The following is a 12,278-nucleotide window of genomic DNA, read 5'->3' as shown; positions in this document are numbered from 1 at the left end:
GGGCTGCACACCCAGTGTCCGCGTAGCGGACGCTGGGTGCACGGTATTCCTCCGATCCCCGCGCCTTTGGCGCGCCCCCTTACCAAGGGGGCTCTGCTTACGGATGGGACCCTCAGGTTCTTGTGGTGTGCTCTCTCGGTGGGCCTCGGAACAGCAGGTCCGCCACACGCTCGTCCAATCTCTCGCGGCGCCAACTGCCCCGCCGCACGCAGGCGTCTCCGTCTGCGCCACTGCGGGGCGTATGCTCGATCCACATCCTGCGTGGAGTGCGGTCATGTCGCTGTCCAGCCAGCAACTGAAGGTGTTCGTGCCTGCGCGCGACTACGCGTTGTCGCAGCGGTTCTATCGCGCACTGGGCTTCGTGCAGGAAGACGAGGTGGGCAACGTGACCTGCTTCCGGCATGGCACGCACTGCGCGTTTTTGTTGCAGGATTTCTATCTGCGCGAGCTGGCCGAGAATCTGATGCTGCACCTGTGGGTGGACGACGCCGATGGCTGGTGGCAGCACGTGCATGACACCGGGCTGGGCGAGCAGTTCGGGGTGACCTGCAGTGCGCCGGAAGATCGACCATGGGGCGCACGCGATTTCACCTTGCATGATCCCAGCGGAGTGCTCTGGCGGATCGGGCATCCGCTGTAGGGCCGGGATTGGAGATTGGGGATTGGCAGAAGCACATATGCTGCGCTTTGACCAATCCCGAATCCCTAATCCCGAATCCCCGCCCTCAAGCGATTGCACTGAACCGCTCACTCGCGGCACTCTTGTGCCCATGCCCGATTCTCTAAGATCCATCCACGTCGTTGCCGGCGTGATCACCGACCCCCGCGGCCGCATCCTGCTGACCCGCCGCACCGAAACCCGTGACATGCCCGGCCTGTGGGAGTTTCCCGGCGGCAAGCGCGAACCCGGCGAAACCTCCGAACAGGCGCTGGTGCGCGAGCTCAACGAAGAACTCGGCATCGAGGCGCAGGTGGGCGAGTGGCTGATGGACGTGCCGCAGTTGTATCCGGACAAGCGGCTGCGCCTGGAAGTGCGCCACATCACCGCATGGAAAGGCAGCCCGCGCGGGCGCGAAGGCCAGGCGATGACCTGGGTGGCCGCAGACAAGTTGACCCGCTATTCGATGCCGCCGGCCGACGTGCCGGTGGTCGGTGCGTTGCGCCAGCCCGACCGCTATCTGATCACGCCCGAACCCGACGACGAGATGCTGTGGCTGGAAGGTCTGGAGCGTGCGCTGCAAGAGGGCGTTACGCGTATCCAGTTGCGTGCGCGGCAGACCGAGCCCGCGCGCTGGCAGGCATTGCTGCAACAGGTGATGCGCCTGCGTGGTCGTGCGCGCGCGCAGTTGCTGCTCAACCGCGACATCGCGCTGGCCGGCGAACTCGGCATCGGCGTGCATCTGGGATCGGAGCAATTGGCCGCGCTGCAACAGCGCCCGCTGCCGGCCGAACAGCTGGTTGCCGCCTCGTGCCACGGACTGGAAGATCTGCGTCACGCACAGCGGCTCGGCTGCGATTTTGCGGTACTGGGTCCGGTGCAGACGACGACCTCGCATCCGGGTGCGACACCGTTGGGATGGGACGGTTTCGAAACCTTGCGCGAGCAGGTCTCGCTACCGATCTACGCACTCGGCGGCATGCAGATCGACGACCTGCGTGAAGCACGCTCGCATGGCGCGCAAGGCATTGCGGCGATTCGCTCGCTCTGGCCGCAGTGATTGCACCGTCGGCGACCTTGGTGGTATTCGGCGGATTGCCGGGCGTCGGCAAGAGTGCCATTGCACAGCGGCTGCTCACGCACTGCAATGCGCTGTATCTACGCATCGACACCATCGAGCAAGCGCTGCGCGACAGCGGTGCACTCGCTGACGACGTCGGGCCGGCTGGCTATCTGATTGCGTACGCCATTGCAGAGGCGAATCTGCGCCAACGCCAGGTGGTGGTTGCCGATAGCGTCAATCCCTTGCCGGTCACCCGCGAGGCATGGCGTGACGTGGCGCGTCGCACAGAAAGCCGGCTGCTGGAGATCGAAGTGGTGTGCAGCGATCGCGACATTCATCGGCAGCGCGTGGAATCGCGGCACAGCGAAATCCCCGGACTGCGCGCGCCGGAGTGGTCTTCCTTACTTGCGCATGACTATGTGGCCTGGACCGAGCCGCATTGGGTGATCGACAGCGCGGTGCTGAGTCCGGAGCAAGCGGTTGCAGAGATCATGCGTCGGTTTGCTACTTAGTCTGAAAGCGTTTGGCCAGCTGTGTGCCTACGTGCGGGCAACGTCATTTGAGAGGGCTGCTCGAAGCAGAGACGGTCATGGCAGCCCACGCGTGCGATAGACCGATGCAATCTCGCTGCCATTTTGAGAACTGCTGACAGTGCTTAGCGAGCAGTCGTCAGGCAGGTGTGGAGCGCATCACAGCGTGGTAGATGCCGATTCCGAGCGCTGGCGGGACCGCCCGGCGATGAGTCGTTTATGGGCGGCTTTAAAACGTCACCCAGAAGCAGTTGTACTGCCGGCGCAGGCGCAGCACGCTGCGTGCGGGGGTGCCGCTGGGGAGGTTCTGTTCCAGGCGGAGGCCCCACGGTCGTGGGCGGCTTGGAGTTGCGGGAAGCGGGGCGTCGATGGCGCTGCCGTCCAACGATGGAGCGGCTGTGGCTGTGCTGCCGGCTTCGGCTTCCCAGGTTGGTGTCTCGCTTTGCGGGTACATCGGGACGATATCCAGCAACGGGCGTTGCACGATCGCTTCCAGGCGGCTCAAGACCTGGTTGGCAGCGGCGTCGGACTGCCCGCTCCAGAGGTAGAGGCTGGAGAGCCGGTTGACGTCGCGGCTGTCCACCGCCAGTTGCAGCAATGACACCAGTTCGCTTAGCCGACGCGGGCAGCCGTAGCGATACAGGCCGGTGTTGCCCTGCGTGCGCGTGGCCGGTGGCGGACGCGAAGCGGCGCCGACGTCTTCGCAGCGGCGGTCGGTGAACATGGTCTGCCCATCCGGCGTGACGCAGCGGCGGATCTCCTGCGCCTGCACACGCGTGGCGGAGCCAAGGCAGAACAACAGCAACAAAGGCAGCAGGAGGCGAGGCATCGGCGCAGCGTAGCGGGGGGCGTGTGAGCTGGCGAGATACGTGCGCGCGCAGGTGTGCGTGCGATACCGGCAGGTCACGCGTTCAACCTCGGCAGCACGCGTGCGCATCAGGGCCTGCGCGTCGGTGTGCGACGTGCTGTGGTTGTGATGCAAGGCCGGCCAAACGCGCGCCAGCAGCGCACGCGCGCGCAAAGCCCGCACTCAGCGCCCGAGCAGCTGCAATACCTGGGTGGTCGGCTTGGCCAGGTTGAGCGTGTAGAAGTGCAGGGCCGGCGCGCCGCCGGCGATCAGGCGTTCGCACACCGTGGCCACCACTTCCGCACCGAAGGCGCGCACCGCATCGGCATCGTCGCCGTAGGACTGCATCTTCTTGCCGATCCAGCGCGGAATCTCCGCACCGCATTGCTCGGAAAAACGCCGCAGCTGCGAGAAATTGGAGATCGGCATGATGCCGGGGATGATCGGGATCTCCACGCCCATGCGCTGCACCGTGTCGCGGAAATGAAAGTACGCATCGGCGTTGTAGAAATACTGGGTGATCGCCGCATCGGCGCCGGCATCCACCTTGGCCTTGAAGTAACGCAGATCGCTCAGCGCATCGGTCGCCTGCGGATGGGTTTCCGGATACGCGCCGACTTCGATGCGGAACGCATCGCCGTGTTCGGCGCGGATGAAGGCAATCAGGTCGGAGGCATAGCGCAGGTCGCCCGGATGGCCCATGCCCGAAGGTAGATCGCCGCGCAGCGCGACGATGCGGGTGCAGCCGATCGCGCGATAGAGTTTGAGCAGTTCGCGGATTTCCTCGCGGCTGCCGCCGACGCAGGACAGATGCGGGGCGGCTTCGAAGCCATGCTTCTGCTTGAGGTGGCGCACTGTCTCGGAGGTATAGCTGAGCGTGGAGCCGCCGGCACCGAAGGTGCACGACACGTACTCCGGCGTGTAGCCCTTCAACCTGGCCGCGGTGCGGTCCAGCTGCGCGCGCTGGTCGTCGGTCTTGGGCGGGTAGAACTCGAAACTGAGATGCGTCATCGCGGCGGGTCCGGCAGAGCGTGCGGGCATAATATCGCTTCATCGCGATGAATGCATATTTGGTTGCGGGTGTCTCGAATTTCTCGTTCGCCATCATGTGGGCATCGGGGTGCAGGCGTGATATCCGCATGGTTGCGGCTGCTTGCGCGAGGGCATCACTATCTAGCGCACGCGGTAAGCCTCCAGACCCACGCCACTTGATCGGAGCGCAACATGCAAGAAGAGGAAATGGATGTCATCGCCGAATCGTTGGGCCGCATCTGGGTCGCGCTGGCGCGCAGCGTCGGCGACCTGGCGCTCGCCCTGGCCGAGCAACCCGGTGTGGATGGCGACAAGTTGCTGAGCGACTTCGCTGCGCGCCTGCCGTCCGGGCAGGACGACGGCACCTCGAAGGTGTTCGAGGCGATTCGCCAGTACATCGACCAGGGCGTCGCTCCCAGCGAGGAGTGATCCGTGCCACGCGCGTCTGCGTCGGTGCAGGCGCACGTGGCGATTCATGTGGTCTTGCTGCGCAGCATCGCTGCCCACCTACGCCAAACGTTGACGCCTGCATGCCTACACTGGGCGCACTTTCTACGGAGCGCCTTGCATGAGCGACACCACGATGACCGCCATCGCCATCCGCGATGGCAAGGGCGATGCGGATGCGCTGTACGTCAGCGAGCAACCGCGCCCGCGTCCCGCGCCGGGGCACGTGTTGATCCGCGTGCACGCCGCCGGCATCAATCGTCCCGATCTGCTGCAACGTGCCGGCCACTATCCGCCGCCGCCCGGCGCGCCGGAGACCCTTGGGCTGGAAATCGCAGGTGAAATCGTGGAGCCGGCCGGTCGCTGGAAAGTGGGCGATCGCGTGTGTGCATTGCTGGGCGGTGGGGGCTACGCGCAGTACGCAGCGGTCGACGCGCGCCATGTGCTGCCGATTCCGGCCGGCATGGATCTGGTGCACGCCGCCGCATTACCGGAAACCATCTTTACCGCCTACGCCAACCTGTTCGAGCACGGCCGGCTCGCGGCCGGCGAGTGGCTGTTGCTGCATGGTGCCACCTCCGGGATCGGCGTCACCGCGATCCAGATGGCCAAGGCCGCCGGCGCGCGTGTATTGGCTACCGCGCGTTCGGCGGGCAAGGCGGCACAGGCGCGCGAACTGGGTGCCGATGTGGCGATCGACTCCACTGCCGAATCGTTTGTCGCCGTGGCCAAGGCGCACGGCGGTGTGGATGTGTCGCTCGACATGGTGGGCGCGGCGGTGTTCGCCGATACCCTGGAGGCGCTCAATCCGCGCGGGCGCATCGTCTACATCGCCTCGCAGGCCGGTTCGACCATCGAGGTACCGATTCCGCTGCTGATGCGCAAGCAGGCGATCCTCACCGGCTCGACGCTGCGCCCGCGCAGCGCCGACGAAAAGGCGCGTCTGGCGGCGGAAGTGGAGCGCGTGGTGTGGCCGTGGATCGCGCAGGGCAAGCTGCGCGTGCTGCTCGACAAGCGCTTCCCGCTGAGCGAGGCCGCTGCGGCGCACCGCTATCTGGAACAGGGCAGCCACCTGGGCAAGGTGGTGCTGGAGATGTGACTGCCTGCGGTCAGCTGCCTGGCATGCGCGCGTGTCAGGCAGCCGACTCCTGTTGCGGGCAGATCGGCCTCGGGTATCTTCGGCAGGGCATCCGTCCGCTCGTACTTTTTGATGAATCGCGAAACGATTCGGGCATGGGATGCAGTTACAGCCGGCGTCGTTGCACTGCAGATCACATCGTCGTGTCGACGACCGCTTCGAGGTGGTGACCGTCCGGGTCGATGACGAAGGCGGCGTAGTAATCGTCGCCGTAATCCGGCCGCAAGCCGGGTGCGCCGTTGCAGCTGCCGCCGTGCTGCAGCGCTGCCAGATGGAAGGCGTCTACCGCGCCGGCAGCGGAGGCGGCAAATGCCAGATGGAAGCCGGCCCCGGGTGCACAGAGCCTGGCGTCGCGCTGCTTCAACGCCAGGCTGTCTTCGCCGCCGGGCCGGCCGTAGCCGACCGCCTGATCGAGCGTGCCCGGCTCCAGATCGGACCACACCCGCACATAGCCGAGCGCGCCGAGTACGGCGTCGTAAAAGGCGGCCGATGCCTCGATCGTGCGAACGCCCAGCGAAACGTGATGCAACATCGGTGTCATCCCTCAAGGGTGGCGGCACATCCGCGTGCCGGCGGCGATCGTGGTCTGTGCCGGTACTGGCGTCAATTGGCGTGTCGGGAGGGTTCGCAAAATCGCATGCGTTGCCTGATCCGGAGATGGGCCATCGTCAGCTGGAGGCCGCGACCAGCCGGCCATGCTGCACCTTCGCAATGATGCAGCCGCGCAGCAATGGCCGCTCTTGCGCGGCCACTACGCGCCGCAGGTATAGCAAAACAAGCAGGAGCGATGTCTCGCGGCGAGCCGCACCCTGACCGTACACTGCGTGCTCGCGTGCAGGGCTGCGGAGCTGCATTGCGCCATTGCCGCGTTGGCCCCGCGCAATCGCTTGCCTCATGCGATCGAAGCGGTGCGGTCACTTCCACATCAGCACGAAGGTTTCGATGAAGCATCCAGACGCATTGCGCATTGCCCTTGTCGGTATCGGCAAGATCGCCCGCGACCAGCATGTGCCCACCATCGCCGCGCGCGAGGATGTGCAGCTGGTCGCCACCGTGAGCCGTCACGGCACGGTCGATGGCGTGCCGGCCTATCACACGTTGGAAGAGGCGTTTGCTGCGCATCCGCAGATCGAGGCAGTGGCGTTGTGCACGCCACCGGTCGGGCGTCATGCGCTTGCCCAAGCCGCGCTGAGCGCTGGCCGCCATGTGTTCCTGGAAAAACCCCCCGCCGCCACGCTCGCAGAAATCGATGATCTACGTGCAGTGGCGCAGCGTGCGCAACGCAGCCTGTTCACCAGCTGGCATTCGCGGTGTGCCGCCGCTGTGGAGCCTGCGCGGGCGTGGTTGGCCGACAAGCAGATCCTGCGCGCGCACATCACCTGGAAAGAAGACATTCGCCATTGGCATCCGGGGCAGGACTGGATTCTGGAGCCGGGCGGCATGGGCGTGTTCGATCCCGGCATCAATGCGTTGTCCATCGTCACGCATCTGTTGCCACGCCCCTTCGCGCTGCGCGAGGCCGAGTTGCATACGCCGGAAAACCGCCAGGCACCGCTGTACGCCAAGCTCGCCTTTGTCGACACCGCGGGTGTGCCGGTGACAGCCGAATTCGACTTCCTGCAGACCGGTCATCAGCGCTGGGATATCGAGGTGGAAACCACTGACGGCCTGCTCATGCTCAGCGAAGGCGGCGCCAAACTGAGTATCGATGGCCAGGCGCAGCCAGTGGATGCGGCCGGCGAGTACGACGGGTTGTATCGGCGTTTTGTGCAGTTGGTGCGCGCAGGTGAATCGGAAGTGGATGTCACGCCATTCGTGCACGTGGCCGACGCGTTTCTGCTGGCTGCCCGTAAGGTTACCGCGCCGTTTGCCTGGTAGTCGGCCGCGCTCTCCAGGGTGCTGCAGCATTGCAAACACCGGCCATTGGCCGGTGTTTTTTTTGCGTCAGAGACCGCGCTTTTCCACGAGCGTATCCCAGCGAATCGGCAGCAAACGCCTCGGGTCGACACTTCTGCTGCCGGCATGTCTCAGCGACTGTCCAGCACCGCCTCGTCCTGCCCGATCGTGGCGGTAGTGGTCACGCCATTGGCTGAAGTGGAACGACTCGCAAGCTTGCGCATCGCAGGTGCGATCTGCGCGCGGAAACGCCTGACCACCCATGCCTCGTCCAGCAGCGCAAACGCAAAGAAGCCCAGCAAGGTACCGGCTACCAGCGTGGGCGCGTGCGCAAACGTGCCGGGCAGCAACAGGCTCAGCCACAGAAAGATATTGGGCGAGGTCTGCAGTAGATGGATGTCCGAGGCGATGGCCGCACTGATGCGCTTGCCGTTCATCGCCTGGTGCGCGTGCAGATACAACGCGCTGCCCACGCGGCATGCCATCAATAGCGTAAACGGCAGCAGCAATGCAGCCCATGCCTGCCAGCCGCCATGCAGCAATGCATCGGCCAGCGCCGCTCCGTCGGCGCGCAGCGAGACCAGCAAGGCCATCGGCACCATCGTCAATGAGCCAGCCCAGCCCCAGTTGGTTGCGAGCTTGCCGGCTGCGATCGGGCGCGCACGCCGCCAGCCCTGTGCGAGCAAGGAGGGTAGCGCCAAGGCAAGCAACAGCACCACGAAGAAGCGCTCCAGCGCATGCGCGTTGCCCAGTACTTCACGGTGGTCCACATACAACACCAATAACAGCACCGGCAGCAGGATCGACAGCACCAATGTGTAGCGTGCCGCAAAAAAGTAATCGCCACCGCGCGCCAGCGAGAAGGTCGGTACCGACAAGGCGGGCGGCACGATCAGCAGCAAGCCGATCACATGGATCCATTCGTTCTGGAACTGTGTGAGCAGGAACATGGCACACAGCGCACGTGCCACGCTGATGATGCTGAGCGCGATGTTTTCAGGACCTTGGGTCAGGCGCAGAGCGCCCGGTTCGATACGCACCGACAGGAAGAAGGCATTCGCTGCCAGCAGCGCGACGATGGCGGTGGTGGTGACGACATGCGGAAGACTGACGCCCAGGCACGACAGTGCGAAGCCGCTGATTGCCGCGAGCAACATCCATTGCAATAGGTGGATCTCGGTCTGCTCGCCCAGATAATTCATGCGCGAGGAGCTGCGCGCGGTCATCTGCTTGAGTTCGTCCCACGACAGCGGGCGCGAATTGGGCAGGCGGAAGTCGATGTACTCGGCAGGCGGCAGGCCAGAGGCAATCAGCGCGAACACTTCGACGATGTACTTGTGCGCCACCACCAGGACCTGCTTGCCTTGTCGATCCAGCGGGGCCAGCACGGTGTCGTAGTAGTGCTTGCAACGCGCATACATGTCCATCCAGTGTTCGCCATCGGGTGGCGCTCCATCGGCGTCGTGAAAGCAGGCGTCGTAGAGACGGTGGCCGATCGACTTCTTGATCAAGGTCTTGTTCTTGCCGGCAAAAATGCCGAAATCGCGCTCCACCAAGGCGGCGCTCAAGCGCACCTGCGGGTTGCCTTGCGCACCCTCCAGAATGATGGCCGCTGTGGCCTGTGCACGCTCCAATGTGGACACATGCACTTCGTTGAAACGTAATGCGCGTTGGCGCACGTAGCGTGCTGCCTGCTGTGCCTGGCGGCGGCCGAGCGGCGTGAGCGGTGAGTTCTGCGCACCGGCAAAATAGTTCTGTTCGTTGGCGAGCGACTCACCATGGCGCACGAAATAGAGAGGCATCGCATTGCTCCGGTCTGCTGCACGGTTCATCGAGACTGAGGCGTCGCTGCCTGAAGCAAGGCGGCGTCGCCTCATCGGGGGATAGCTGCGGCGCATGCGATGTGCTGATCACACTGCATGCGTCGAGTTGCCCCCGTAGGTCCGGCGAACAAGCGGCTTCGTTGCAGTCGCGAGATTTATTTTTTCAATCAATGCGAGTTGAACGCGAGCGCGCGTTGATGGTGCTGCGATATTTTCGCTCCTTCTGCGTTACTGCATCACGCGTGCAAGAGTTACTCGAAACATAGGAAAACTGCGCAAATTATTCGGGAGATAAAATCCTCCGCACGCGATGACGCGGCAGAGGCACTGTGTCGATCGCACCATGAAGGCGTATTTTCAAGTTCACAGGTGCGCTACAACTCACCTTGTCGTGCGATGAGAACAGTGGCGTGTGGCGTATTCGCCTGGATTGCCTCGCAACTCAACGACGCCAAAGACGTGCCCCGCGCGCCGGCAGGGGGATGGGGATGACGCGTGCTGTCCAGGCATGGCCGGCCGATGAAGCAGATGCCCCCGGTAAGCGCGCCGAACACCAGGACCACGCGCTGGCCGCTAAACTATGCCCATACCCACCTGCCGACCCATTCCCATGCGCAATCCACTGCAAGAACAACTGCTCAAGGCTGGCCTGGTCAAGAAGGCCCAGGTGGATAAGGTCGCACGCGAGCAGCTCAAGCAGCGCCACGCCAAGGGCGCAGCGGTGGCGCCGACAGAGGTGGACAAGGTGGACACCGCGCGTCTGCAGGCCGAGCGCGCCGAACGCGATCGCGCGCTGGCCGAGGAGCGCAAGGTGCAACTTCGGCGGCAGGAGGTGCTGGCCCAGGTCCGGCAGATCGTGGAGACCAGCAAGGTCAAGCGCGAGGGCGAGATCGACTACCGTTTCAACGACGGCAGCGTCATCCGCAGCGTGCTGGTCAATCCCACGCTGCGCAGCCAGCTGGCCAGTGGCGCACTGGTGATCGCACGCCACGGCGACGGCTTCGAGCTGATTCCACGCGTAGCCGCCGACAAGGTCTACAGTCGCGATGCGGACACCGTGGTGCTGGACCATGGCCGCAGCAGCGCCCCCGCAGCGACAGACAGCGACGATGACTACTACAGCCAGTTCAAAGTGCCGGACGATCTGATCTGGTGAGTGGCCGCGTGCAAGGCTGCACGCTACCCTGGCGGTCTTTGTCGCCTCCAACACTGCCATGTCGATCGTTCTAACGCCGTTCGCCCGTACCCGCCTGTTCCCGCGCGGTGGTCGCGGCAACGCCATCCAGGACTGCACACCTGAGCAGTTCATCCAGCGGCTCAATGACGAAGCGCCGGTACGCGTGATCGAAGGCTATGCGCCGTTCTGCCGGCTGCATGTACACCGCAACTGGACCTCGACCCGCTGCCTTACCGCGCCGATCACCGGCGACAATCGTCACTTGCTGCGTTCCGGCTACGAGGCGCGCAGTACGCAGGAATTGCCGGTGCTGGTGCGTTGGTTCGAAGGTGTCGAACCGCCGGTGGCCACGTATCTCTTGCCGATTTTGTATAGCCGCGATCAGCTGGCGAAAGAAGGCTCGCCCATCGACGCTGACTGTGGCGTAGTCGGTTGCCTCTATACCGCCGAGCCGGAGGAAATCCCGATGGCGCCGATCACGATGTTGCGCAACGCACTCGGCGTGGAAGAGGGCGGCTCCGGCACACCACTGGATCGCGACGCGTATCGGCGCAGCGTTGCGTTCTGGGAACGCAATGCGAATTGGCGGCCTTAGCAGGCAGATCGCTCGTGTCGTATCGTGCGATTTTCGCGCGGCAGACAAAAGAGCACTGCTCTCGAACTCAGGCCTGTCGGCGGCGCGGTGCTGCCTCGCCGCCGCGCGCGTATCCTTTCCCTGAGCGTGAGATGTGGTTGCACTTACGACTGCAGAGCCGAGCTGCGTGTGCTGTTTTCGGACTCGCCGCAGCTCGACATTCTGATGACTGTCAGAACCGATATTCGGCATTCACCGACGCCATGTCGGTGCTCAAGTCCACTTCGAATTTCTTGGCGTTGTAATGGTCGTAGTTGGCGCCGATGCTGAAGTGTTCGCCCAGGTTGTAGCCCACGCCGGCGCCTGCATACCAAGACAGCTTGTCCAGGTCGGCGCGGTCCGACACGGTGTCATTGCGCAGGCCTTGACCCTTCCAGCCATACAGCCCACCACGCATGCTGGCATACCACTTGTCGCCGAGTGCGAAGCGCTGATTCACGCCGACCGTCCATCCACGCAGCTGGCTCTCGTCTTCGACGACCGCGTCTCCGTTGAAGAGATTTTTTGCCTGGATGTTGCCAAGATCGTTGTAGCCAGCTTCCAGACCAATCGATAGCCATGGAAACAGCACGTTCCAGCGGTACCCGGCGGAGACGTTGTAGCCGGTATCGCTACCATCGTATGGCCCGCTCTTGAGCGAGGTGCGGCCGACGCCGCCATTGACGAACCAACCCGCACCGTCGCCGGATGCGGACTGCGCAAAGACATCGGATGCGGCCGTCAATGCCAGCCCCGAAAGGGCCAGTGCGACGAGGGTGTTTTTCATGAGCATGTCTCTTCAGAGTGCGATGACAAGGAGTGATGCACGCAGTCATCCTGTGAAACGGCATCAGCGTGGCAGCGCGACGTTATCCCTCAGAGTTTGGAAAGTTATTGGCTGCAGCTGCAGCTGCAGCTGCGTGCTGCCGGGTTGTCGCAATGTCGTCCGGGGATCCATACCGTGCAGTCGCTCGTCCAACGCTGCGCGTCTGCACGCAATCGTCGGCGGCGCGGCTCTGATCATTGCAAGGGTGAGTGCGGGGGAAGGCTCGGC

13 protein-coding genes are annotated in these 12,278 nt (G+C 64.1%); 8 read left to right on the top strand and 5 right to left on the bottom strand.

Annotated elements, in window-relative coordinates:
• Positions 1-274 precede the first annotated feature (274 nt).
• The 3 genes from ABS769_RS05650 to ABS769_RS05640 all read left to right on the top strand — a co-directional run bounded on the left by ABS769_RS05650 (position 275) and on the right by ABS769_RS05640 (position 2,233).
• On the top strand, positions 275-640 hold the full coding sequence (locus tag ABS769_RS05650; protein WP_023902735.1) for a VOC family protein: 366 nt from the start codon (positions 275-277) through the stop codon (positions 638-640).
• Positions 641-770: 130 nt separating this feature from the next.
• The gene (locus ABS769_RS05645) at positions 771-1,718 is read left to right on the top strand and encodes a Nudix family hydrolase (RefSeq protein WP_317060633.1); all 948 of its coding nucleotides are present in this window, start codon (positions 771-773) and stop codon (positions 1,716-1,718) included.
• Positions 1,715-2,233 carry an AAA family ATPase gene (locus ABS769_RS05640; protein ID WP_317060634.1) on the top strand — a complete coding sequence of 173 codons (519 nt, stop codon included), beginning with the start codon at positions 1,715-1,717 and terminating at the stop codon, positions 2,231-2,233. Before ABS769_RS05645 ends, ABS769_RS05640 begins: the two co-directional genes overlap by 4 nt.
• Before the next feature lie 247 nt (positions 2,234-2,480).
• Here the strand turns inward: ABS769_RS05640 and ABS769_RS05635 are convergent, their stop codons facing one another.
• Together ABS769_RS05635 and metF are read right to left on the bottom strand one after the other, a co-directional pair.
• Positions 2,481-3,080 carry a hypothetical protein gene (locus ABS769_RS05635; RefSeq protein WP_316693733.1) on the bottom strand — a complete coding sequence of 200 codons (600 nt, stop codon included), beginning with the start codon at positions 3,078-3,080 and terminating at the stop codon, positions 2,481-2,483.
• A gap of 201 nt (positions 3,081-3,281) precedes the next feature.
• Positions 3,282-4,109 (bottom strand): methylenetetrahydrofolate reductase [NAD(P)H], encoded by an 828-nt coding sequence (gene metF / locus ABS769_RS05630; protein ID WP_317060635.1) that lies wholly within the window; start codon positions 4,107-4,109, stop codon positions 3,282-3,284.
• Between the two features lie 213 nt (positions 4,110-4,322).
• Here metF and ABS769_RS05625 point away from each other — a divergent pair, with 213 nt between their 5' ends.
• Together ABS769_RS05625 and ABS769_RS05620 are read left to right on the top strand one after the other, a co-directional pair.
• Positions 4,323-4,559 carry a hypothetical protein gene (locus ABS769_RS05625; RefSeq protein ID WP_023903043.1) on the top strand — a complete coding sequence of 79 codons (237 nt, stop codon included), beginning with the start codon at positions 4,323-4,325 and terminating at the stop codon, positions 4,557-4,559.
• A gap of 139 nt (positions 4,560-4,698) precedes the next feature.
• Positions 4,699-5,676 carry an NAD(P)H-quinone oxidoreductase gene (locus tag ABS769_RS05620; protein WP_317060636.1) on the top strand — a complete coding sequence of 326 codons (978 nt, stop codon included), beginning with the start codon at positions 4,699-4,701 and terminating at the stop codon, positions 5,674-5,676.
• A 172-nt stretch (positions 5,677-5,848) separates the two neighbouring features.
• On the opposite strand, the gene ABS769_RS05615 is transcribed toward ABS769_RS05620, so the two are convergent.
• On the bottom strand, positions 5,849-6,247 hold the full coding sequence (locus ABS769_RS05615) for a VOC family protein (RefSeq protein ID WP_317060637.1): 399 nt from the start codon (positions 6,245-6,247) through the stop codon (positions 5,849-5,851).
• A gap of 410 nt (positions 6,248-6,657) precedes the next feature.
• On the opposite strand from ABS769_RS05615, the gene ABS769_RS05610 reads away from it, so the two are divergent.
• Positions 6,658-7,593, top strand: coding sequence for a Gfo/Idh/MocA family protein (locus tag ABS769_RS05610; protein WP_317060638.1), 936 nt, complete (start codon positions 6,658-6,660; stop codon positions 7,591-7,593).
• 149 nt (positions 7,594-7,742) lie between these two features.
• Here ABS769_RS05610 and ABS769_RS05605 read toward each other — a convergent pair whose 3' ends face one another.
• Positions 7,743-9,413 carry a histidine phosphatase family protein gene (locus ABS769_RS05605; RefSeq protein ID WP_317060639.1) on the bottom strand — a complete coding sequence of 557 codons (1,671 nt, stop codon included), beginning with the start codon at positions 9,411-9,413 and terminating at the stop codon, positions 7,743-7,745.
• 631 nt (positions 9,414-10,044) lie between these two features.
• On the opposite strand from ABS769_RS05605, the gene ABS769_RS05600 reads away from it, so the two are divergent.
• Positions 10,045-10,590, top strand: a complete 546-nt coding sequence (locus ABS769_RS05600; RefSeq protein ID WP_317060640.1) for a DUF2058 domain-containing protein — start codon at positions 10,045-10,047, stop codon at positions 10,588-10,590.
• Between the two features lie 58 nt (positions 10,591-10,648).
• Positions 10,649-11,206, top strand: coding sequence for a DUF3228 family protein (locus tag ABS769_RS05595; RefSeq protein WP_317060641.1), 558 nt, complete (start codon positions 10,649-10,651; stop codon positions 11,204-11,206).
• 211 nt (positions 11,207-11,417) lie between these two features.
• Here ABS769_RS05595 and ABS769_RS05590 read toward each other — a convergent pair whose 3' ends face one another.
• Positions 11,418-12,011: a porin family protein gene (locus tag ABS769_RS05590; protein WP_317060642.1), complete on the bottom strand. Its 594-nt coding sequence runs from the start codon at positions 12,009-12,011 to the stop codon at positions 11,418-11,420.
• Positions 12,012-12,278 lie beyond the last annotated feature (267 nt).

This window comes from Xanthomonas hortorum, from assembly GCF_040279205.1.
GTDB classification, from domain to species: domain Bacteria; phylum Pseudomonadota; class Gammaproteobacteria; order Xanthomonadales; family Xanthomonadaceae; genus Xanthomonas; species Xanthomonas hortorum_F.
This window is presented reverse-complemented; position numbering and strand designations above follow the sequence as displayed.